Annotated in this window: 18 protein-coding genes, 1 tRNA gene and 1 other RNA gene; 8 read left to right on the top strand and 12 right to left on the bottom strand. The window is 45.2% G+C overall.

The genetic code is table 11. The features are described 5' to 3' along the window. Window positions 1-83: 83 nt before the first annotated feature. The 6 genes from AB8P72_RS02165 to coaD all read right to left on the bottom strand — a co-directional run bounded on the left by AB8P72_RS02165 (window position 84) and on the right by coaD (window position 3,692). A tRNA-Met gene (locus AB8P72_RS02165) sits at window positions 84-160 on the bottom strand. Between the two features lie 138 nt (window positions 161-298). After that, an RNA gene (gene rnpB / locus AB8P72_RS02160) (RNase P RNA component class A) lies at window positions 299-665 on the bottom strand. An 89-nt stretch (window positions 666-754) separates the two neighbouring features. Further along, complete coding sequence (gene bioD, locus AB8P72_RS02155) at window positions 755-1,474, bottom strand: dethiobiotin synthase (protein ID WP_068405880.1); 720 nt, start codon at window positions 1,472-1,474, stop codon at window positions 755-757. Further along, window positions 1,471-2,808 (bottom strand): adenosylmethionine--8-amino-7-oxononanoate transaminase, encoded by a 1,338-nt coding sequence (gene bioA / locus AB8P72_RS02150; protein ID WP_193031071.1) that lies wholly within the window; start codon window positions 2,806-2,808, stop codon window positions 1,471-1,473. Before bioA ends, bioD begins: the two co-directional genes overlap by 4 nt. 3 nt (window positions 2,809-2,811) lie before the next feature. Next, window positions 2,812-3,060 carry a YfhL family 4Fe-4S dicluster ferredoxin gene (locus tag AB8P72_RS02145; RefSeq protein ID WP_068405886.1) on the bottom strand — a complete coding sequence of 83 codons (249 nt, stop codon included), beginning with the start codon at window positions 3,058-3,060 and terminating at the stop codon, window positions 2,812-2,814. A gap of 122 nt (window positions 3,061-3,182) precedes the next feature. After that, entirely contained in the window at window positions 3,183-3,692 is a 510-nt protein-coding gene (gene coaD / locus AB8P72_RS02140; protein WP_193031073.1) for a pantetheine-phosphate adenylyltransferase, read from the bottom strand. A gap of 249 nt (window positions 3,693-3,941) precedes the next feature. Here coaD and smpB point away from each other — a divergent pair, with 249 nt between their 5' ends. After that, window positions 3,942-4,418 carry an SsrA-binding protein SmpB gene (gene smpB, locus AB8P72_RS02135; RefSeq protein WP_068405891.1) on the top strand — a complete coding sequence of 159 codons (477 nt, stop codon included), beginning with the start codon at window positions 3,942-3,944 and terminating at the stop codon, window positions 4,416-4,418. Between the two features lie 114 nt (window positions 4,419-4,532). Here the strand turns inward: smpB and AB8P72_RS02130 are convergent, their stop codons facing one another. Then, complete coding sequence (locus tag AB8P72_RS02130; RefSeq protein WP_226928842.1) at window positions 4,533-5,555, bottom strand: EamA family transporter; 1,023 nt, start codon at window positions 5,553-5,555, stop codon at window positions 4,533-4,535. Window positions 5,556-5,815: 260 nt separating this feature from the next. On the opposite strand from AB8P72_RS02130, the gene AB8P72_RS02125 reads away from it, so the two are divergent. From AB8P72_RS02125 to AB8P72_RS02105, 5 genes are all read left to right on the top strand, one after another. Further along, the gene (locus AB8P72_RS02125) at window positions 5,816-6,283 is read left to right on the top strand and encodes an Lrp/AsnC family transcriptional regulator (RefSeq protein ID WP_193031075.1); all 468 of its coding nucleotides are present in this window, start codon (window positions 5,816-5,818) and stop codon (window positions 6,281-6,283) included. 140 nt (window positions 6,284-6,423) lie between these two features. Further along, entirely contained in the window at window positions 6,424-7,182 is a 759-nt protein-coding gene (locus AB8P72_RS02120) for a hypothetical protein (RefSeq protein WP_226928843.1), read from the top strand. Window positions 7,183-7,411: 229 nt separating this feature from the next. Further along, window positions 7,412-9,880 carry a YgiQ family radical SAM protein gene (locus tag AB8P72_RS02115; RefSeq protein ID WP_193031077.1) on the top strand — a complete coding sequence of 823 codons (2,469 nt, stop codon included), beginning with the start codon at window positions 7,412-7,414 and terminating at the stop codon, window positions 9,878-9,880. 493 nt (window positions 9,881-10,373) lie between these two features. Then, window positions 10,374-10,787, top strand: a complete 414-nt coding sequence (locus AB8P72_RS02110; protein ID WP_144297539.1) for a hypothetical protein — start codon at window positions 10,374-10,376, stop codon at window positions 10,785-10,787. A 249-nt stretch (window positions 10,788-11,036) separates the two neighbouring features. Then, window positions 11,037-11,540 (top strand): hypothetical protein, encoded by a 504-nt coding sequence (locus AB8P72_RS02105; RefSeq protein WP_226928844.1) that lies wholly within the window; start codon window positions 11,037-11,039, stop codon window positions 11,538-11,540. 183 nt (window positions 11,541-11,723) lie between these two features. On the opposite strand, the gene AB8P72_RS02100 is transcribed toward AB8P72_RS02105, so the two are convergent. From AB8P72_RS02100 to AB8P72_RS02085, 4 genes are all read right to left on the bottom strand, one after another. Continuing rightward, a complete protein-coding gene (locus tag AB8P72_RS02100) occupies window positions 11,724-12,239 on the bottom strand; it encodes a hypothetical protein (protein WP_193031081.1) in 516 nt (171 codons plus the stop codon). A gap of 183 nt (window positions 12,240-12,422) precedes the next feature. Beyond that, window positions 12,423-14,510, bottom strand: coding sequence for an NAD-dependent DNA ligase LigA (ligA, locus tag AB8P72_RS02095; protein WP_193031083.1), 2,088 nt, complete (start codon window positions 14,508-14,510; stop codon window positions 12,423-12,425). Between the two features lie 265 nt (window positions 14,511-14,775). After that, window positions 14,776-15,789: a cell division protein ZipA C-terminal FtsZ-binding domain-containing protein gene (locus AB8P72_RS02090; RefSeq protein WP_193031085.1), complete on the bottom strand. Its 1,014-nt coding sequence runs from the start codon at window positions 15,787-15,789 to the stop codon at window positions 14,776-14,778. 226 nt (window positions 15,790-16,015) lie between these two features. Then, complete coding sequence (locus tag AB8P72_RS02085) at window positions 16,016-19,945, bottom strand: AAA family ATPase (protein ID WP_193031086.1); 3,930 nt, start codon at window positions 19,943-19,945, stop codon at window positions 16,016-16,018. Between the two features lie 139 nt (window positions 19,946-20,084). Between AB8P72_RS02085 and AB8P72_RS02080 the strand changes: the two genes are divergently transcribed. Next, window positions 20,085-20,399, top strand: a complete 315-nt coding sequence (locus AB8P72_RS02080) for a DUF4298 domain-containing protein (RefSeq protein WP_193031088.1) — start codon at window positions 20,085-20,087, stop codon at window positions 20,397-20,399. An 8-nt stretch (window positions 20,400-20,407) separates the two neighbouring features. On the opposite strand, the gene AB8P72_RS02075 is transcribed toward AB8P72_RS02080, so the two are convergent. Next, complete coding sequence (locus AB8P72_RS02075; RefSeq protein WP_305935722.1) at window positions 20,408-21,211, bottom strand: sulfite exporter TauE/SafE family protein; 804 nt, start codon at window positions 21,209-21,211, stop codon at window positions 20,408-20,410. Between the two features lie 207 nt (window positions 21,212-21,418). Between AB8P72_RS02075 and AB8P72_RS02070 the strand changes: the two genes are divergently transcribed. Further along, window positions 21,419-22,453, top strand: coding sequence for a biotin--[acetyl-CoA-carboxylase] ligase (locus AB8P72_RS02070; RefSeq protein WP_193031093.1), 1,035 nt, complete (start codon window positions 21,419-21,421; stop codon window positions 22,451-22,453). Window positions 22,454-22,488: the final 35 nt, after the last annotated feature.

Here is a 22,488-nt window from a genome sequence, read left to right as displayed (position 1 = left end):
ATTTTGTCAGCAAGCAAAAATCAGGCAAAAAAAAACCAATCATAAGATGATTGGCATTTTACTACTGCTGGTCTTACTATATATGGTGGCGATGAAGAGACTTGAACTCTTGACCTCACGATTATGAGTCGTGCGCTCTAACCAGCTGAGCTACATCGCCATTTAAGGCTCGGTATAATACCGATAGAGAGGGCTTGCGTCAACCCCTAATTAGCATTTTTTGCGAAAAAGACGCATTTCATTCAAATTAACGGCAAATATGCATAATACTAACAATAAAAACGAACCGCAAAACAAAAAAGTTGGTAGACCGATAAGCCGGGTTCTGTCGTGGACGATCATTCCTCTAGGCGTATCATCGCTGATACGCTCAAGCAACCTACCCGCATCGAACGCGGGCCGCGCCATATCGATGCCTATTTGGTCTTGCTACGCGTGGAGTTTACCCTGCCGTGAGATGTTGCCATTCACGCGGTGCGCTCTTACCGCACCCTTTCACCCTTACCGATAATGTCTTGCGACACCAAAGGCGGTCTGCTCTCTGCTGCACTTGTCGTCAAGTTACCCTGCCCAGCCGTTAGCTGGCACGCTGCCCTATGTAGCCCGGACTTTCCTCCCCTGCGCATCTGTTGCCAGTGTGCAGCGGCGATCGCCTAGTCTACCAAGCGCGCTAGTATAGCAAAATTAGTATGAGGTGTGGAAAGTGTTTTGCGCTTATTTATTTGTTGTTATAAAACTATTTAAATAAAAGCGTTTAAATAAAATCTGGCGGTAAAGCTAAATTATCATTACCTATAGCGCTATTTGTCTGTTGCGCCATTTGCAGCCAGTAAGTGTTTGGATAATGGCGCGCTAAGTAGTTTTTCAAATAATCAATCGTACTATTGGCAATCTCATCATCTGTCTGAGCAGCACTATCATGAATATGGTTATAAATCACGCTATGCAGCGTTAAGCCGCGTGCTTTAATCGCCTCCAAACTCAGCAAGGTATGATTGATACTACCAAGCCGCCCTGAGGTTACCAAAACAACTGGATAGTCTTGCTCAGCAATATAATCTAAGGTTAATAGCTGCTCGGTTATGGGCACTAACAATCCACCTGCGCCTTCTAACAGCACCGCATCGTAGCTTTGTTGCAATTGCTGCGTAGATTTGGTGATGATTTTAAGATCTAAAACAGCATTGGCAAGTTTCACTGCTAAATGCGGCGAGGCGGGTTTTTCATAACGATACAGACAAGTGGTAAAGTCTAAATCACAAGGCTGCAATGGAATTCCCATTAATTGACGATGAGTGACGATATCATCAGCAATATTCATTTTACCACTAGCTGAATTGACACTAACGCCTGTTTGTACCAGCTTTTGAGTGATGACGCTAATGCCTTGCTGCATCAGCGCTTTCGCTAACATTCCCGTGGCATACGTTTTGCCAATATCAGTATCGATACCGGATATAAATAGCACACTCATAGCGAAGCTCTATCGGTGACAGGAATTTGCTCCAAATACGAAGTAACAACGGTTAGTAGCGCTTGGCACAACGTCACCAGTTCGTCATCGCTAATGACATAAGGCGGCATAATATAAACCAATTTGCCAAAGGGTCTGACCCAAATGCCATTGTCAATCAGCAAAGACTGAAAAACTGGCATATCAACCGCCTCATCTAGCTCAATCACAGCGACCGCGCCTAAACAACGTACCTCTTTAACACCGTCTAATTTTGCCGCTGTGGCTAGCTGCTCATCCATGATAGTTTGCATATTTGCCGTACGCGATTCGATATCATAAGACAAGATTAAATCAATTGATGCACAAGCGACTGCGCAGGCCAACGGATTGCCCATAAAGGTCGGACCATGCATCAGGGCAGGATAGTCGCTTTGGCTAATGGTTTCGGCAACCTTACGGGTACAGAGGGTCGCCGCAAAAGTCATATAGCCACCCGTCAACGCCTTGCCAATGGTCATAATATCAGGACTAATATTGGCATGTTCGCAAGCAAATAGCTTGCCGCTACGCCCAAACCCAGTGGCGATTTCATCAGCAATCAGCAGTACGTCATGCTCATCACACAATTGGCGTAGCAACTGCAAATACTCGGGATTATAAAACCGCATCCCGCCTGCACCTTGAATAACAGGCTCAATGATAAATCCAGCAAGCTGATGGCTGTGTTTAGCAAAAAATGCGGTTAACTCTTCACAAACGCTCTGGGAAATCTGACGCTCAAATCCTAATGGCGGTGCAGGGACAAAATGCTGCAAAGGCAATTGTTTACCATACAGGCTATGCATGCCGCCGACTGGGTCACAGACACTCATCGCGTGCCAGGTATCGCCATAATAGCCAGAATGGGTCGAGGCAAATTGGTTTTTATTGGGACATCCGGCTGCAATTTGGTATTGCAGCGCCATTTTTAGCGCTACTTCGACGGCAATGCTGCCGCTATCGGCATAAAATATCGCATCAAGACCATCAGGGACAATGGATAATAATTTTTTACCCAAATCTATCGCTGGCTGATGGGTCAAGCCGCCAAACATCACATGCGCCATTTTGCCTAATTGTGCAATCATCGCCGCATTGAGCGTTGGGTGATTATAGCCATGGACGCTTGCCCACCATGACGACATACCGTCAATTAAGCGCGTGCCATCTTTAGTGACAATATAAATACTTTCGGCATGGTCAATAACGATATTTGGATAGGTGGGTGGTAAGCTGGCATAAGGATGCCAAAGGTGCTGTTGGTCGAAATCGTTGATTAAAAGGCTACTCGTTGAGCGGTCAGATCTCTTCATTTTTTATTTGCCAGTAATGCGTTTGTATTTTGCCAATAAATCGCTTTGGGTTTCGACGTGGTTTGGGTCATGCGGGATACAGTCGACAGGACAGATGACCACGCATTGCGGCTCATCAAAATGACCGACACACTCTGTACATAAATCAGGGTCGATGACATAAATATCATCGCCCTCTGAGATGGCTTCATTTGGGCAAGCAGGCTCGCAGACATCACAATTGATACATTCATCGGTAATTAATAACGCCATAAACTGCTCCTTATTTGCTAGCAGTTGATAATAAATGGGTACGTCCGTGGTTTACGATTACACTTAATATTAAACCACCAACCCATCATTAAAGCTTAACTTAGTAAATATTTCACTAAATGTTAGCTGCTAAGTTTTTTTATAAAAGCTTCTGAGACACAAGGTGGCACAAATTTCGTCACATCACCGCCAAGTTTGGCAATTTCACGAATCATCGTTGATGAGATAAACGAGTAATTTTGCGACGGCGTTAAAAATACCGCTTCAAAGTTTTCATCAAGCTCGCGGTTCATATTGGCCAGCTGAAACTCATATTCAAAGTCTGACATCGCTCGCAGACCCCGTAATACGGCGGTGGCGTTTTTTTCGCGCATAAAATCGACCAGCAAGCCTTCAAAGCCAATCACCGACACTTGCGGCAAATCCGTAAATACCGTCTCAACCAAATGTACGCGCTCTTCAAAGTCGAACAATGGTTTTTTATGATGACCAGAGGCCACGGCGATGACGACCTCATCGAACAATTTAGCCGCGCGTTTAACCAAGTCGACATGACCGTTGGTAATCGGGTCAAAGGTACCAGGGTATAAAATTTTGGTATGCAATTTTGAAGAAGTAGCAGAAAGGCTCATAACAGGGCTAATATGGTTAATGATAATGACCCATATGCTAGCAAATTTTGCTCAAACTTCCTACTTATCTGCTACATTTGTCCTAACAGCCGATTTACCTTTTCGCTGTGCGCTTTGCTACAATAGGCGGTTCGACTCATCGCTCTTAATAGGTAAAAAAAATATCTACATTTAAGGGCTAGAATGAGGAACAGTTAGACAGGGACAATTTATACAAACCATGTAGTTTGAAGTCCTTATGGAGAAATTATGTCAAAAAAATCAAAAAAACCTGACAATCAAATCTGTGCCAATAAAAAAGCTCGTCACGAGTATTTTATTGAAGAAACCTTTGAGGCAGGTCTATCGTTACAAGGCTGGGAAGTGAAGGCCATTCGTGCCGGTAAAATGACCATTACCGAAGCGTATATTATCTTTCGTAATAATGAGGCGTTCTTGTTTGGCGCCCATATCCAGCCGCTGCTTTCAAGCTCAACGCATGTCAGCCCTGATAGCATCCGTACCCGTAAGCTGCTGCTCAATCGCCGCGAAATTGAGAAACTCATGGGCGCGGTCAATCAAAAAGGCTATGCCTGCGTACCATTATCTTGCTATTGGAAAAACTCTTTAGTGAAATGCCAAATTGCGCTTGCCGTTGGTAAAAAGCAGCATGATAAACGTAAAACGCTAAAAGACCGCGACTGGGAGCGTGATAAGCAGCGCGGCTTTAAGCAGCATTTGGATTAAAATTTTCGTAAGATAAGTTTTAATCTAACGCAAAAAGGACGATTCAGCATATTGTTGAGTCGTCCTTTTTTATGACATTGCTAAGGTAAACTTATTAATTTAACGGAGCAAATTTTAGACCGTTTGGGCTATTTTGCTCACTTTTGACTCTTTATGAGCGCGGCGTAATTGACAGATACCGTGCGCGATTAGGCAAGCAATTCCGAGCCAAATTAAACCATAGCTATAAATCATCGCTGATTCAAAAGGATTGCCCAAAACGGTAATTGCTAAGATAAATAATAATGCTGGCTCGATATAGCTCATCATACCGTAAACGTTGACGGGTAACATTTGACTGGCATCAACATTGGTTTTCATCGCGAGCACGCTAAGCATACCAAGTCCTGCCAACATCATGATAAAAAAGCTAGAGCTGCCAACCAATCCTAAACTGCTCGGTGTAATGAATAATAAATAGGCGACGGCAAACGGTGCAAAGATGGTTAAATCAACTACTAAACCTGTAATCGCGCCGATACCTTGTAGGCGGCGTAAAATATAATAAACAGGATAAGTGCCGCAGACCCAAAGCGTCGCCCAAGAAACACTTTGGGTACGCACAATCTCACTGCCCACGCCCAATGCCACAAAACCAACCGCTAAACATTGCAGACGGCTTAACTTTTCGCCAAATAGCACGCACCCAAACACCACCATCATCAGTGGAAAGAGAAAATAACCCATTGCCGTTTGCACGCCCTGCCCATTAACTGGCGCCCACATAAACAGCCAAAACTGGCTAAGAAATATCGGCGTTGGCAAAAATAACCAAGCCCACTGCTTTACCGTGCGCAGCGCCTTTAATTTATCAAGATGTAAACCTAAACGCCCACTAATCAGCAAATACCCTATTAGCGCCGCCCACATCGCTAGCATGCGCCAGATAAAAACTTGCGTACCTGACAATGGCGCCAAAAAACTGCTATAGGCATAAAGCACACCAAATAACAGGTTTGATAATATCGCCAGCGCCACGCCCATTATTAATGTACGCTGCTGCGCACTACCTGCCGTCCAAACAGCAGGCAACGGCAAGCGTGAAACGGTAGCTGCGAGCATATTAGTAGAGACATTAGAGGGCGTTGGGTTGGACATGATAAGCACCGTAAATATAGATAGACGTTAGAAGGCTTAGCGATTGTTTTTATTTTTGCAAACGGAGTTATTAATGCGCTTTGATTAATAACGTCTATTTTACTAAGGTGCTATGAGATATTATTTCTATATAAGTATTTATTCGAATAAATTTACTTCAATTACTACCGAAATCCAGTTATTTTCTTGTATTTGAATTAATAGCAATAATATTTATAATGAAAATTTTAATATTTGTGATTTTCTAGGGAAAAGAGACTGTGAGCCATATTTTAGACGATACCGATAAAGCTATTTTAAATTTGCTACAGAATGATGCGACTTTGCCGTTAAAAACGGTCGCAGAACGTGTACACGTTTCTATCGCTACCGCCCAGCGCCGTATTCAAGCATTAATAGATAGCGGTGTGATTACCAAACAAGTCGCTATCGTTGATCCAAATAAGGTCGGTTACGGACTGACGGCGGTGGTCATGATAGAGATGTCGCGCTCCAATACCTCGATGCAACATCGATTTGAGCGCTTAATGCATGACCAACCGCGAGTAATGAGCTGCTATGAAGTTTCAGGAGATGCGGATTTTATGTTGATGGTCAATGCCAAAAACATGAACGATTATCATGAATTTACCCGTAATTTGCTGACTTACGAGAACAATGTGCGCAGCTTTAAAAGTCAGTTTGTGATGAATTTCACGAAGAGTGGGACAAAGATTTTACTTGATTAATAACAGCTACAAAGCCCATGCAATTTTTATCATCAATAAGAGTGGATAAGCCATCGCTAAAAAAGGTACGATAGCAACGAATGTTTGGCATTAAATGCTAGATAAACTATCAACCGTATAGCAGACAAGGAAGCCTGATAATGAGTAAAAAGATACCGCCTAGCGATACCAATAAGAATGCTCAGACCCTATCGAAGTTATTCAATCCAAAGATGTTATTAACAGGCGCATCACTTGCGGCATTGCTTGCCAGCTCAGGCTGCGCCACCAGCTCTTTATTAGAAAGTAACAATCACGTCAGCAGCAAAGCTAGCAAGCAAATCTTGTCTGAAGACCAAATTGTCGCCTTTGGCCGTCCTGCCCAAGCATTACCAAAAACGCCCAACGCCACCATGGTCATCGTCGGTGAAAAGAATAGCTATGTGCTGACCCAAGGCGGGACGGAAATGATTGGCTTATTAAGCAATCTGACGCCAAAAAATATCCATGTCGATAACGACATGAGTTTTTTTGTGCCCAATAATGATGGCTATTTTCAGGGTGAAATGAAATTGTCGTATGCCAAGTTAAAAGATGAATTCCAGCGCTCAGATTATCAATTCTTTTTGCAAAATAATGGCCGCGACTGTACTTCAGCCAGCGACCTACGTATCAATGCCCAGCGCTTTTGCTTTAGCGTGCCTGTTAAAGGCGCTATCTATCCGCAAGTGAGTAATTTAAGCTTAATTCAATCTAATTACCGCGCTTTAAGCAAACCTTATACCGTCAGTTTTTATACTCAAAATCAGCAACAACAAGTGTCTCGTAGCGGTGCCAATACCGCGCAAAAGCTGGTGCTATTACCTTTCGCCCTAGCCTTTGATGTCGTTACCTTTCCCTTTCAACTATTGGATCAATAAATTTTTTAGTTTAATTTATACATAAACAAAGAAGGGTTGTTAACGTTTAATAATCCTTCTTAACTATAGATTATCTTACGCTATCAATAACTTATCGCTAATCCTTTATCAGCGTTTATCACATCCTGAGCATTATTCATGTTAAAATGAGCGCTTTTAAATAAGCCGTTGTTTATAAATAACGATAACGGCTTTTTTAGTGCCACTTTTTTAATTAACAGGTCCGCTCATGTCTGCCGATACCATCGCCCGTACCGCCTTTAAACAAGGCACCAAACCACTTTACGACTACGACAAACATTGGGCGAGCTGCTACGAGCCTGCGCCTTATTTGCCAATGAGCCGCAAAGAAATGGACGATTTGGGCTGGGATGCCTGTGATGTCATCATCATCTCGGGCGATGCTTATGTCGACCATCCAAGTTTTGGCATGGCGATTATCGGACGCTTATTAGAAGCGCAAGGCTTTCGCGTCGGTATCATTGCCCAGCCAGATTGGAAAAGCAAAGATGCCTTTATGGAACTTGGCAAACCGGTCTATGCCTATGGCGTGACCGCTGGCAACATGGATAGCATGATTAACCGCTATACCGCCGACCGAAAAATCCGTAGCGATGATGCCTATTCGCCCGGTAACGTGGCTGACAAACGTCCTGACCGCGCCGCGATCGTCTATAGCCAGCGCTGCCGCGAAGCTTATCCCGATGTGCCGATTATTTTGGGCGGAATCGAAGGCAGTTTGCGCCGTATCGCCCATTATGATTATTGGTCAGACAAAGTCCGCCGCAGTATCTTGATGGATGCGCGCGCTGATGTCTTACTTTATGGTAATGCTGAGCGTGCCATCGTCGATGTGGTGCATGGTTTATCAAAAGGTTACACCTTTGAACAAATGAGCAGTTTGCGCGGTACGGCGTACTTATTGACCCCGACACGCCGTCATTGGCAAGCGGGCATGACCGAGGTTGCCAGTAATGACGTCGATACCGTTGGCCGCGTTGATCCCATTATCAACCCGTATGTCATGACTGAAGACGTTGATCAATGCTCAATCGAGCAAGATAAGACTAGCCCCTCACCCGTTGGACAAGCTACGTCAGCAATGACAGGCATGTCAGCCCAATATGTGAAGCAGTATCAAGGCTTTGTCGCCGAACCCGTGACCAATAAAGTCTTAAATGCTGAGCAAGTCGATGAAGATACGCAAGTGGTGCAAATGCGCGGCTTTGATAAACCACAAACCGCACGTAAACATAAACTTAAAATGCCGCCGCGTGAGCAAACGGTCATTCGCCTGCCTGATTATGAGCACGTCAAAGCTGACCCAGTTTTGTACGCGCATGCCAACCGTATCTTACATCTTGAAACCAATCCGGGTAACGCGCGTGCCTTGGTGCAACGTCATAGTAGCGGCGCTGGTAACTCGCATACCTCGATTGACGTTTGGCTCAATCCGCCACCGATTCCACTCTCAACCGAAGAGATGGATTACGTCTTTGATTTGCCGTACGCGCGTCTGCCGCATCCAAGCTATGGTGATGCGCGCATCCCTGCTTATGACATGATTAAATTTTCGGTCAATATCATGCGCGGCTGTTTTGGCGGTTGTACGTTTTGTTCAATCACTGAGCATGAAGGCCGTATTATCCAAAATCGTTCAGAAGAGTCTATCTTGCGTGAAGTCGAAGCGATTCGTGATACGGCGCCAAATTTTACCGGCGTTATCTCTGACCTTGGTGGTCCGACCGCCAATATGTATCGCCTCAACTGTAAAGACGAGACGATAGAGAAGAACTGCCGTAAGCCGTCTTGTGTCTATCCTGACGTCTGCGATAACTTGATTACCGATCATAGTAATTTGACCCAGCTATACCGTAAAGCGCGTGATATCAAAGGCGTGAAAAAGATTCTTATCGCCTCAGGTTTGCGTTATGACTTGGCGATTAAAGACCCTGAATACGTCAAAGAATTGGTCAGCCATCATGTTGGCGGTTATCTAAAGATTGCCCCTGAGCACTCTGAAGAAGCGGTGCTGTCAAAAATGATGAAGCCTGGCATGGGCAACTACGATAAATTCAAAGCCATGTTTGAGCAGTACAGCCAAGAGGCCGGCAAAGAGCAATATCTGATTCCGTACTTTATCGCCGCTCACCCCGGCACTAGGGACGAGGATATGATGAATCTTGCGCTGTGGCTAAAAAGTCATGGCTACCGCGCTGACCAAGTGCAGGCGTTTTATCCTAGCCCGATGGCGACCGCGACCACCATGTACCATACGCATAAAGACCCACTGCACAAAGTGAGTCGCAGTGAGGGCGATATGGATATCGTCAAGTCTGGCAAGCAGCGTAAACTGCATAAAGCTTTCTTGCGCTACCACGACCCAAAAAACTGGGTCATGCTGCGTAAAGCGCTGCAAGATATGGGACGTGGGGATTTGATTGGTAAAGGTCGCGGCTGCTTAATCCCGCCATTTAACGCCAGTTTAGAAGGTCGCGATGCCGCGCAAGACAGCTATCAATCGGCGCGTAAAAAGAACAGTCGCTTGGGCAATGACTCAGTGAAACGCAGTAATAATAGTCCTAACGCTGCAAAAAACACCTCGGGTAAAAGCACATCGAGCAAAAATCACAAAAAAGTCTGTAAAGGCAACTTCCAAACACAGCATACAGGTCTGCCACCGCGTAAGACTAAATAGTTCAATACGAAACAGTTAAGCAGCTGTTAACGTTTTTTTGTCTTAACCATGCCCAAATTAAAGCGCCTATCAGCTCAGCAGTCGATAGGCGCTTTTTTATGTTTTGCCCATTAAATATATTGGTCTTTTTAAATAACTGTTTGAGCTTATAGTCAAAATATCCTAAAAACGCGGCGGTATTGCTGATATCAATTTTTTGTAGCCTCTGTCTGCGTAGGCACAGCAAGCAAGAAAAATTGATATCAGCAGTGCGTAATGCATCGATATTATTTTTCATCCACTATAGTTATTTTACAAAAGCTATTAAGGTCAGCGTTACATTAACCAGTGTTTAAGTAACTTAACGAACATGTAACAAACAATTTCTAACATTCTCTAGAAAGTCTTTTCGTTAACATAGGCGCTATATGCATAAGGCGCCGTTAAAAAGCGCACGATTAGAAAAAGCATAGTCAAAAAATACCTGCTAATTTTTAAATTTTTGGAGAATGCCATGAATACCCTAACCAAAGTTGCTGTTGCCCTACCTGCTCTAGCGCTACTTAGTGCCTGTGCGACCACCGCACCTACCACACCAAACAAGACCCCTGCGTCAGAAAGCGTGACCGATGTCGCCTATGACCGTATGGCGCCAGCCCCTTATACCTGTACCGATGACAGCAAAATCTTGGCAAAACAGTCAATCAATAAAAAACAAGTTATGCTAAATGCGACTTTACCTAAAGTAAACTGGGCCGACCAACCTATCATTCTAAATGGCGGCGTCCAAGGTGATACGGCAAGCTATGTCAATGAGTCAAACCCAGAAGTAGTCTATGCTTGGCACATGAAAGAAGACAAAGGTATCCTTGCAATGAAATGGGCAAACGGTAAAGAATATCAAGTAAACTGCCAAATAGGCAGATAATGATTTTGGTTTAATCGTGCATTAATAATGATAAACCTATCATTGTTCAATCTAGCAACAATATAAACAGTCATCGAACGGTGGCTGTTTTTTTATGGCTGGAAATTTAAAACTGCACTCGCCAACGCTTTATTTTATTATGCTAGAGAAGCAACGCGAAAACTGGCAAAATAGCGCTGATAACAATTGCATGATAATCAATAATAAAAGGATAGTTCGATGGTTAAGCGCTTCATAAGTATGATGATAATGGCTAGCATAGGCTTGGCGGCACTAACGAGCTGCGATAATAGCGCCAACGATTCTAATGACACTGCTACATCTTCTACTACGCAAACACCTGAAGCAGCAGACGTGCATACTATCGACTGGTCATTGGTCGCAAGCGGCGAAAAAGCTGTTGACCCTGCCAATTATGAGTATCCGTTTGCGCTTGATAGCCAAAATGTGCGCGATTATGCGGAGTATTTCGGTGTGGATAATGCCACCGCGCAGCACAATCTGACCGTGAGTATGGCAAGCAATGAAGCGCTCTCGAAAGTACTCGATCAGCTTAGCGAAACCTATACTTCGCACGAGCTAACCGATGACAAAGAGATGAAACTTATCATTCATACTACGCCTGATATCGCTGCCAGTAGCTATGATTATGTGCTGTCCGATGACTTTGCGAAAGGATTGGTATTGCCTATCGTGATTCAGCCGGATAGTAAGAAAGGTGAGGTTAAAGGACATGGAGAGGTGGTGAAATAGAATACTAGATGCTTCTTGAAGATTGCTACCATAGACTATAGTTTAACCGAATTTATTAGAGTAATTTATTTTATCTAGTGCGCCTAGCGCATCCTATATCCATTACCTGCCCACTTACAATGTTTTTGGAAAATACCCAAAAATGGTGCTGATTATAATATGCCTTGATCATATATTATTTAATTATATTGAAAAACCCTTTGCTAGATCTAGCATTTGTATTGAAAGCATACTTTTAGTTTTAGACATTTTAGCTACGTCATTTTCTATATCTTTCAACCATTCTTTAACCGCATTTAAAACGTCTTTTCCAAACTGATCAACTTGCAACTGCAAGGTATTGTTCAACATATTGTTATGTATATGAATACCTTGATGCAAAGGTTGGACAAATTTAAATTTTTCTAACACTTCTCTAGCTTTCTGAGTAGAAATATCGTCCTGACCCTCATGTAGTAATGCACATCTTAAAGCATAAAAATCTGCACCACTTAGAAAAACTCTATCTGAGCCACAGGATGTTATTGTATAACTGGGTTCTATATATTTCTTAAACCAATTGATAGTACGTTGTTTTGAGCCTGCATCAGGGTAGTCAACCTTACCGCAGATATCTGGCAAAGTTAGGCAGAGAAACAATACTGAATACCAGTTTTTAGAAATTAAAGATAGTTCTAGTGCTTTAACAAAACTTTCCATATCATCAATCCTATAGGTAAACTTTATTACGATGCAAGCTCTTGGGCGAGGGACGAGCACCGTGTGAATCATTAAAGGATAACGGCTCATGACCCGCATATTTGTCCATTTTGAAAGAACTCAATGCTGAGGCCATGCTTTTCCGTTTCTGTCTTTTTCCTCTTTTAATGGTAAGGACTTTACCTACTTCGCAACCAACGCCAAAAACTCATCCTCACCCACCACTTTCACACCCAGTTTTTCAGCTTTGGTGAGCTTCGAGCCAGCCTTATCACCTGCCAGTAGCGCCGTAGTTTTTGCCGAGATGCTGCCTGAGACTTTGGCACCGAGCGCTTGCAGTTTGGCTTTGGCCTCATCGCGTGCCATGCTATCAAGGGCGCCCGTAATGACCCATGTTTGCCCATCGAGTGGCAAGCCTTCTGACGCTACTTGTTCAACCTTATCCCAGTGTACGCCCGCTTCGCGCAGTGCGGTGATGACTTCGATATTATGCGGAGCGCGGAAGAATTCATGGATAAGCTCGGCGGTAATCGCACCGACGTCAGGCGTTTGCAGGAGCTTGTCGATATCTGCTGCCATCAGACGATCAAGTTCGCCAAATTGCTGTGCCAAATTCTGCGCCGTGGTTTCACCGACGCCGCGAATACCAAGCGCATAGATAAAGCGCGCCAGCGTCGTCTGTTTGCTGGTTTCAATGGCGCTGAGGATGTTTTTTACCGATTTCTCCCCTAGTTTTTCAAGCGTAATCAGCTCGTCTTGATGTTTATGTAACTGATAGATATCGGCGACGGTCTTGACCAAACCGTGCTCAAAAAAGCTAATCAACCAACTTGCGCCTAAGCCATCGATATCCATCGCCCGGCGTGAGACAAAATGAATGAGGGCTTCTTGCTGCTGCGCGGGACAAAACAATCCGCCCGTACAGCGTGCCAACGCTTCACCTTCAGGCAAGACCACAGGCGAGTCGCAGACAGGGCAAATCGCTGGCAATTTAACCGGCTCTGAATCTGCTGGACGTTGATCAACCCAAACGCGGGTGACTTTGGGAATGACATCCCCTGCACGGTGGACGCTGACCATATCGCCTGCGCGCACGTCTAAGCGCTGAATTTCACCAAAGTTATGCAAGGTGACATTGCTGACGGTAACGCCGCCGACTTTGACTGGCTCTAACTTACCAACTGGGGTAATTTGCCCCGTACGTCCAACTTGCCATTCGATATCATTTAGACGCGTCATCACCGTTTCGGCAGGGAATTTATACGCCGTTGCCCAGCGCGGCTCACGCGATAAAAAGCCAAGCTGTTGCTGCAATGCCAAGTTATTAACCTTAATCACCATGCCATCGATTTCAAACGGCAGCTTACTACGGGTTTCAATCATCGACTCATAATAGGCTTGTGCTTCGCGTGGGTTTTTTACCACTCTCACCGCGCTGACGCTAAAACCTATGTCACCAAGCCAAGCTAAGGCGGCTGATTGAGTTTCTATATTTTCAGGTAAACCTTGATTGACTGAATAACAATAAAAGGCCAGCGGACGGCTAGCAGCAATAGCGGGGTCAAGCTGACGTAAGCTACCAGCGGCGGCATTACGAGGATTGGCAAAGGTTTTATCACCCTTTTCTTCTGCTAGGCGATTTAGACGCTCAAAACCTGCTTTTGGCATCAGTACTTCACCGCGTACTTCTAATAATGGAATCTCGCTTGCCGCCGTAAGCCAAAGCGGTAGATTACGAATGGTTTTGGCATTTTGGGTGATATCCTCGCCGGTTTGCCCATCACCACGTGTCACCGCTTGCACAAACTTTCCATACTCGTATTTGAGCGACACCGCCAAGCCATCAAGCTTTAGCTCAATTTCGTATTCAGGATTTTTCTGCGCGTCATTGAGACGATCATTGACGCGGCGCATAAAGCCATGCAGCTCGTCATAATCAAAAACATTGCCAAGCGATAGCATGGGTACGTCGTGCCTGACTTGGGTAAAGGCGGATAGCGGCGTATCGCCAACTTGATTGATTGGGCTATCGGGCTGTATTAAATCAGGGTACGCCTCTTCAAGCTCCAATAAAGAGCGCCGCAGCTGATCGTATTCGCTGTCTTCTAAGATGGGATTGTCGAGCACATAATAGGCATAATTATGCGTTTTTAAATTATCAATAAGCGTGCGCATTTGGGTAACGATTGCAGCATCATTGCTTGCAGATTGTGCAGTATTACTGTCTTTATTCATGTCTTTAGAGGTAAGCGGTGCGATAGGATCAGTCATAGTCGGCGTCTTTTTTTTGCAATTCAAGATGCCGATATGATAACAAGTTTGCAGGTTAGTCGGATATTATTTTGTTGAAAACCGATTCTGTAGAGAGCCGCTTCTGTAGAGAACTAGGTTTATAGAAAACTAAATTTATAGAGAATCAGGCGAATGCAATGCTTTGCAATCAAAAGTTAAAAATTAAAAAAGGCAAATAACGTCAAGCGCTATTTGCCTTTTACAATACTTTAGGAATAATTTTAACCGTTTATCTATTCAGATTTTACCCTTCATAATCGCGAACTTGGTTACGCAATTGCTGTTTATATTCTGGGGTAATGGGGTCATTGTCTTCGTCAAGCATCACAGCGTCCAAATCGCTTGCCATCATATAGGCAATACTCATCATACTGTCAAAGCTGCGTAGCGCTTGCGGATGCGGCAGCGATAAAAAGAGCACCACACCATTATAGGTATTGGTCGCCACGCTATGCGGGTCAAAAGGCGCGATGCCACTATCGGTAATGCCCATCATGCTAAACCACAGCATGCCGGTGCCGTCTTTTTGCTCATAGCGATGGAACATATTCATCGCCCCATAACGCAAACCATATTTATCCACTAACGCCAGCAAATCACGCCCACGAATTACTGCTGCTGGGCGGTCGCGATACTGATGCGGCAAAATAGTGATATTGATATTGTCTTTGGCATTAATTAACGGACCGTTTTGCGCTTCATCAACTGGCTCTGAGAGATGCTGATCGAGGATTGGGCTATTATTATCAAAGCTTGGCTCGTCAGCGGTATCAATGACTGGCATCAAACTGTCAGTCGCTGACATGAGGCTGGAAAACGCGTCCGGCTCTTGCTCGATATGCATCTGCTCAGCCGCTTCGGTAAACTCGCTGTTGTCTGCTCGCTGCTGCTCCTCTTGCCAGCGGGCAAAATCAACCTCATCTACCACGCTATTATCCTCATTACTATCATGGCGGGCAGCAGTTAGTTGGGCATCGACATTGCTATGAGATTGGGTCAATGGCTCTTCTTCAACCACGGCATTGAGATAACTGCGATCAGGGGCGATGCTGGTTTCGCCTGCGACCGTATCATCCAAGTCTGGCTGCTCGACGATATTGCGCTCATGACGCGGAATAATGGGAATACCGTTTTTATCATAATTGACCGCGGCAGCCTCAGCAGTTTTGCGCCGTTTAAAGCTGCGAATGACCATAAATAGCCCTGCAAGCACGATAAATGCGGCAATGGCGATCAAGATAAACTGGATAGCGGTCATGAGAAATACATCCTAATATATGACAAAAGGGAGAGTACAAGTGCGAAGAAATGGCAATAGTCTAGCATGGCTAATGCATATCGTCACCATATAGTCAGCGTTTATCATTGGCCCTGAAGCCTTCACTGACGAATTGTCTAACTATTCGCCTGACTTTAAATGCTTGCCCTAACTATACCACTGACAAGCGCTTGCCGTTATTAATTATTTTGCTACTCGGCCGCTCTTAATCAGAAAGGTAATTTGCTGCCTCATCAAGCGAGACGCTGACCAAGGTAGAAATACCTGCGCTTGGCATGGTGACGCCTTTTAACTCATCAGCAATTTGCATCGTCAGCTTATTATGACTGATAAAAATAAACTGCAAATCATCTGCCAACTCATTTATCAAGCTGGTAAAGCGGGCGACGTTGGCATCATCAAGCGGTGCATCGACTTCATCGAGCACACAAAATGGTGCCGGATGCTGCTTAAATATCGCAAAAATTAAGCTAAGCGCGGTCAATGTTTTTTCGCCACCCGACAGTACCGCAAGGCGACTATTGCGCTTACCTTTTGGCTGTGCCATTAAGGTCAACCCTGCCCGCCACTGTTCTGACTTTGGCGCATTGGCAGGCATCTCGTCCGTATTAAGCGTTAAGCTTGCTTGCCCGCCACCAAAGACTTTAGCAAATAAATTGGCAAGCTCGTTATTGACCGCATCGAGTGTCTGCATAAATAGCGTCTTGGTGGTTTCATCAATTGAGGCAATCGCTTCCGTCAAGGTCTGCATACTGGCGGCAATATCTGCTGTTTGCTGCGCAAGTGGCTCTAAGCGCTCATTAACTTCTGCCAATTCTGCTACTGCGGCGAGATTGACCGCGCCAATTTTACTTAATTGCTGCTCAAGCTTCGCGCGTTCAGATTCTAATTCTGAGATTTTGTCTGGGCGGACGCGGCGATCATGGGCGATAAAATCCGCCAATAAATTTGAGACGCTCATCACTTGTTGCTGCTGCTGCGGCTGAGCTATGTCCGACTGCCTTTGATATTTATGGCTGATCTTGTAATAAGCCTCTAGCGCTTCTTGGGTATGGCTGCTGGCATCCTCTAATTTTGCAGCGCTTAATGCCAGCTCAGTGGCAAGACCGGCAAGCTCAGATTGCTGCATTTGCAAGGTATCTTGTAGCGTATCTAGCTCAACTTGCTGCTGATTATATTCCTCTTTAAGCGCTGTTAATGCCGTTTCGCGTGTGGTTAATACTGCCTGCTGCTCATCGCGCGCGCTTTGCGCAATTTGTAATGCTGCTTGCAGTACTGGCAGCTTAGCTTGCTGCTGTTCATGACGCGTTTTTAAACTGTGCTCGTTTTGCAGCGACTTTTCATGCTGCGCAGTTGCCCGAGCAAGACTGCTGACACTATGCTCTAAGCGCATCTCGCTCTGCTGAATACGCAGCTGCATTGCTTGCCAAGCGTCATCATCTACCTGCCGCGCACGATTTAGCTCACTGCGCTCGGACTGTAATTGCTGACTTAATAAACGCGCATCGGCTATTTGCGGTGTTAGCGCTGCTATCTCACTTTGGATATGCTGCTGCTCATGAGTTAGGGTCTGCTGTTCTTGCTCAAGCTCTTGCTGTTCCTGCTCAAGGGCAACTTTGTCAGCATTGAGGCGTTGACTGTCCGCTTGTAGGCGTTCTGCATTGGCGCGCTTGGTGGTCAGCTGTTGCTGGTATTGATGCTTATCGCGGATTAATTGCTCAGCTTGCGCGCGCGTTTCCTCTAAGCTGACCGTTATTAGGGCATCATAGTTGCGTTGATTATTAGCAATCGCCTTTTGCTGCTCTTGTATTTTAGTCTCGAACTCATCAAGTAAATCTTCTAACGCTTGTAAACGGCTGCGTTGCTGCAAACGCTGGCTTAAAAACCGATTATTGCTATCGTTTTGACCATTTTGCGCGCCAGCAAATTTGCTCAAATTAGTCGTACCCTGACGACTGATAATCCAGCCGTCCGAGGTTAGTAAAATAGCGGATGATGGCAACACTTTTAAAATCTCAGTCAAGTCTTCTAACCTTTGCTGAGTATTAATTTCAGGTTGCGCGGTATATAGATAACAGTGCTGCCACAACGCTAAATTTGGTGCAGTAATCAGCGCTGATAATGACAAGACTTTATCCGTTAAATTGTCTGACAAATCACCGATAAATAGCTTTGAATTTTTAACATTTTGCTTAGCAGGTAGCCATAGACTATGACCATTTTCTAGCTGCGATTTATTCTTTGAATTGTCGTTCTCGTTTTGCGTGGTTTGATAAGTAAATAAATCTGTTAAATCCTGCTCGAGCGCTTGCCATAAACTATCAGCTTTTTGAGAATTGTCATTAATCTTTTTATCGCTTGACTGCTTAGAAATCAGCACATGGCTATCCAACCATAACGCCAACACACTATCGAGTAGCTCGGCATGCTGCTGCCCTTTGGCACTTAACTCAATCTGCTCACGCAAGGTGGTAATCGATAATTCGTTTCCTAAATCATTGTTTAAATCGGCGGTTTTGGCATGATGAATAGGCAGCTGGTTTTTTGATAAAGGCTTCGGATGTAATATTTGATGCAAGGTGTCGTATTCACCTGCCAAGACCGCGTGACGTTTTTCATCCTCACTCAAATCACGCTGCTGCGTGTTTAGACGCTGCTGTAACTGATGCGCTTGCGGTTGTAGCTCGGATAGGCGCTCATCCACGCTGTCTTGTTGGCGCTCAATCTGCTGCAACTGTTTATTGAGCTCAGTCACTTGTGCATTTAACGTCTGCTGTAAACTTTTCGTATCAGCGTCATTTTGCAAACCAGCACTTTCGACTGGTGATAGCGACTGTTGTAATTGCTGCCAGAGATTTTGCCAGTTCTGCTGGCGGCGCTGCCATTTCTCATGGTTTTGCTGCTGGCGTTTTTGTGCTTGGTTATTAATCGCTTGCTGCTGCTCAAGCGTACGCGCATTATCTTGCAAGCGGAACAGCTTATTTTGCGCATCATGGTAAGCGCGCTGCAACGGTTGTTCATTGCGTTTATGCGAATCGCGTTTATTGGTTAGCTCAATTAGCTGTGGGCGCAACTCTTCTAATATATTTTGCTGCTCGGCTTGCTCGGTTTTTAAGCGCTCAATTTCACTCACCGCTTGCTGACGCTGCTGCTCTAAACTGGTAAGCTGCTGTGCAATAACGTTTAATTGTGATTTGGCATCGCCTAATTGATGCTCCGCTTGTTGATAGCTTAGCTGCTGCTGATAGTGGTTGCTTTGGGCATCGTCTTTTAGCCACTGCTCTTGATTGATATGAGCCGCAAGCTTGTCTTGTTTGGCTTTTAGCGCTTCATAACTGGCTTGTAAAACAGCAACTTCACTAACGCTGCGCTCATGAGCGATTTTTTGCTGCTGCTGATGATGCTTTGCTTGGTAAAGCTGTTGAATGGCAAGTTGCTGCTTGATATCAGCAAGCGTCAAGGCTAACTCTTCATAACGCTCGGCACTGGCCGCTTGTTTAGACAAGCGTTTTTGTTGGCTCACCAGCTCGCTTTGCATATCGTGCAGACGGGCTAAATTATCCTGGGTTTTCTCAAGTTTCTTTTGCGTCTCTTCACGGCGCGCTTGATAGCGCGAAACACCAGCGGCCTCTTCGATAAATTCACGTAATTGTAGCGGGCTAGACTCGACAATACGCCCAATCATACCTTGCTCGATGACCGCATAACTGCGCGCGCCAAGCCCTGTGCCCAAGAACACATCGACCACATCACGGCGGCGACAGCGAGTACCATTGATAAAGTAGTCCGAGCGTCCCTCTAAATTTACCTGACGGCGGACAGACAGCTCGTGATAGAGATTAAATTCATGGCGAATCCCCGTCTGCTCGTCTTGCGTATGCTCAAAGGTCAGCTCGACGCTGGCAACACTTTTGGCCGCTTTATCTTGCGTGCCGGCAAAGATGACATCACTCATCGCCCCGCCGCGTAATTGCTTGGCGGAAGTTTCGCCCAATACCCAGCGAATGGCATCAATGACGTTGGATTTGCCGCAGCCGTTTGGCCCGACGATGGCGGTGATACCATGACGGAAGGTAAAAGTGGTTGGATTGGCAAAGGATTTAAAGCCTGCCAGCTTGAGAGATTTTAGGCGCATGGAGAATCGATAAACTTAGCAAAAACAGGCGGCTATTCTACCGCAAATTGTGACGAGTTTTTAGGGTTTGTGAAGGATGCTATAATAGTGGTGAAAATTTGCATGATGCATTTAAATAATAACAATTAAGGCCATGACAATGACTGAAGACAATTTTGAAAAATATAATCCGCAAGAATTACAGCAAAAATATGAAGAATGGTGTGAGCTGCATCGTAAGCAGCTTGAGGCGCAGCAGCAGTTTTTGCGCGCTGAAGCCTTGCAAAACGAGTTGAAAAAGTACTATCTCAACCCGCAATGGATGACAGACCGTGAAGCGGATCTGCCGATTGAGCACTCGGGTCAAGCGTACTCAATCTTTAGTGAAGATGCGCTATGGAGTATGCTCAGCGACCATGATGAGCTCGCCAGAAAGTGGATGCGTTTGGGGCTTGATGCGATTGATAGGAGATAGGCTTTAGCTTAAATCACCCCAATCCCACTTAACAATAATTGCCCGCCAGCAAATAATAACAATACGCCGAAAGCACGCTTAAGCGTCAGCGCGGGCAATACATGGGCAAGCTTGGCGCCGACCTTTGCCATCGCAAAGCTAGCGACAGATATGCATAAAAAGCCCGTGATATGGACAAAGCCTATTGTGCCCTCAGGCAGGTTGACCACGTCTTGACCGAACCAGGCAAAGCCTATCGCACCAGCGACGGCAATGGGCAAACCGCAAGCAGCAGACGTACCGACCGATTGTTTCATCGGCAATCCTGCCCAGTTTAAAAACGGCACGGTCAAACTACCACCGCCAATGCCAAAAATAGACGACGCCAAACCAATCCCTGTCCCTGCGCCAAACTGAATGCCAGTTGACGGTAACGGCTTGCCTAATTGTTCTTTGTTAGATAAAAATAGCATTTTTAAGGCGACCAATAGCGCCCCGACACCGATGATGGCTTGCAAGACTTTTCCGTCAATCATATCGGCGATACCGGCACCAACCAAGCTGCCAATGACCAAGCCCAACGCCATTTTGCGCCACACTTCCCAGCGTACGCCGCCGCGCTTATTATGGGCAGTCAGTGAGCTTATAGAGGTCACCACAATTGTCGCCAGTGAGGTGCCAATCGCCAAATGGGTGACCACTTCGGGTGAAAAATGATAGGCGGTAAAAATCCAAACCAATGCGGGTACGATAATCATGCCGCCACCAACGCCAAATAATCCGGCGCTGACACCCGCAAACGCCCCTGCAACCACAAACCACACATATAACATCATTAAATCGGCCTTTTATCCTGCGTCTTTTTTATTAAAATCGTATAACCATCTAATTGTATAGTCACTCGAACATTACCTGCTCAATCGCATTTGCTAAATCATAATCCGACCTTTATGCTGTTTGTTTTGTATTGGTAATGAGCAACAATCGCTCAGTATATCAAAGTTTATCCACGCCAATTTACTCCATCGACGAAACTTATTATGCCGCCATTTAATCCATCATCTGACGCTTTGTCTGCCCAACCTTTTGAGTCATTGGAGTCATTAGAGCTTGAGCATTTACCTAAGCTTAACCATCGCCACCTTGCCAGTAGCGGCTCGACCAATAGTGAGCTGATAACTGCGCTGCAAAACGGCCGCCTGAATGCAGCCGAGATGCATCTACTAACAGCGGAAACCCAAAGTGCTGGACGCGGACAACATGGGCGCTCATGGCAGTCGCCGCGCGGCAATGTCTACCTGTCGTTATATCATCCCGTGCACATGCCGATTAGCGGTTTATTGTCGCTGATTATCGGCGTTGAACTGGCAAAAATGCCTGTAATTCAAATGCTAAACGAACAATTGCGCGCGCAAGGCTTGGCAACAATCGGGGTAAAATGGGCCAATGATTTGGGCTTTTATTCAAAGCAATATTCGCAGCAGCATTCATTTCAAAAACAATCTGAACCTAAATCGAATGACGCTGCTTTAAAGCCGCTTGAATCTACCAAACAAACCCTACCCTTTCATAAGCTTGCTGGCATTTTAATAGAACCCGTAACGAAGACAGGAAAATTGGTCGGCGTGGTGATGGGCGTGGGTCTAAACGTGCAAGCCACGCCTAAGCTCACTGCGCAAACTTGCGAGGGTATGAGTTATCAGGCGATTAGCTTACGAGATATTTGTGCCATGCTTGAGCCAAAAGCGCCGCCTATTTCACTTCCAGACCTAAAAACGCTTTATCAGCAAATGAGTGAAGCTTTAATAGCAGCGATGACCCGCTTTGAGTATTTAGGATTGGAAAAGCCAACCGGCCAGCGTTATTATTTGGACAGTTTTTTGGCGCAGTTTGACGCAATGGATGCATTGGCAGGGCTGCGTTTGCGCGTCACCCAAGACTACAACGGCAATATCGAGACGCTGACCGGTTATGCATGCGGTCTTGATACACATGGATGTTTGCAATTGCGTGAATATAACGGTAAGATTTCTGCGCTTTTTACCGGTCGCATTGACGTGATTGGCGACGCTTAAACCTTTAAAATACCATACCTAAAAAAAACCATACT

This window comes from Psychrobacter sp. CLB018 (genome assembly GCF_041222815.1).
Classification (GTDB): domain Bacteria; phylum Pseudomonadota; class Gammaproteobacteria; order Pseudomonadales; family Moraxellaceae; genus Psychrobacter; species Psychrobacter faecalis.
The sequence above is the reverse complement of the archived record's forward strand: the minus strand, read 5'-3'. Positions and strand labels throughout refer to the sequence as shown.

Excerpts from the sequence above, each read along its gene's own strand:
- AB8P72_RS02090 (WP_193031085.1), bottom strand. The coding sequence starts at position 15,789 with ATGACCGCTATCCAGTTTATCTTGATCGCCATTGCCGCATTTATCGTG.
- AB8P72_RS02145 (WP_068405886.1), bottom strand. The coding sequence starts at position 3,060 with ATGGCGTTATTAATTACCGATGAATGTATCAATTGTGATGTCTGCGAG.
- bioD (WP_068405880.1), bottom strand. The coding sequence starts at position 1,474 with ATGAGTGTGCTATTTATATCCGGTATCGATACTGATATTGGCAAAACG.
- ligA (WP_193031083.1), bottom strand. The coding sequence starts at position 14,510 with ATGACTGATCCTATCGCACCGCTTACCTCTAAAGACATGAATAAAGAC.
- AB8P72_RS02085 (WP_193031086.1), bottom strand. The coding sequence starts at position 19,945 with ATGCGCCTAAAATCTCTCAAGCTGGCAGGCTTTAAATCCTTTGCCAAT.
- bioA (WP_193031071.1), bottom strand. The coding sequence starts at position 2,808 with ATGAAGAGATCTGACCGCTCAACGAGTAGCCTTTTAATCAACGATTTC.
- AB8P72_RS02100 (WP_193031081.1), bottom strand. The coding sequence starts at position 12,239 with ATGGAAAGTTTTGTTAAAGCACTAGAACTATCTTTAATTTCTAAAAAC.
- AB8P72_RS02120 (WP_226928843.1), top strand. The coding sequence starts at position 6,424 with ATGAGTAAAAAGATACCGCCTAGCGATACCAATAAGAATGCTCAGACC.
- smpB (WP_068405891.1), top strand. The coding sequence starts at position 3,942 with ATGTCAAAAAAATCAAAAAAACCTGACAATCAAATCTGTGCCAATAAA.
- AB8P72_RS02080 (WP_193031088.1), top strand. The coding sequence starts at position 20,085 with ATGACTGAAGACAATTTTGAAAAATATAATCCGCAAGAATTACAGCAA.
- AB8P72_RS02115 (WP_193031077.1), top strand. The coding sequence starts at position 7,412 with ATGTCTGCCGATACCATCGCCCGTACCGCCTTTAAACAAGGCACCAAA.
- AB8P72_RS02110 (WP_144297539.1), top strand. The coding sequence starts at position 10,374 with ATGAATACCCTAACCAAAGTTGCTGTTGCCCTACCTGCTCTAGCGCTA.
- AB8P72_RS02070 (WP_193031093.1), top strand. The coding sequence starts at position 21,419 with ATGCCGCCATTTAATCCATCATCTGACGCTTTGTCTGCCCAACCTTTT.
- AB8P72_RS02130 (WP_226928842.1), bottom strand. The coding sequence starts at position 5,555 with ATGTCCAACCCAACGCCCTCTAATGTCTCTACTAATATGCTCGCAGCT.
- coaD (WP_193031073.1), bottom strand. The coding sequence starts at position 3,692 with ATGAGCCTTTCTGCTACTTCTTCAAAATTGCATACCAAAATTTTATAC.
- AB8P72_RS02105 (WP_226928844.1), top strand. The coding sequence starts at position 11,037 with ATGGCTAGCATAGGCTTGGCGGCACTAACGAGCTGCGATAATAGCGCC.
- AB8P72_RS02075 (WP_305935722.1), bottom strand. The coding sequence starts at position 21,211 with ATGTTATATGTGTGGTTTGTGGTTGCAGGGGCGTTTGCGGGTGTCAGC.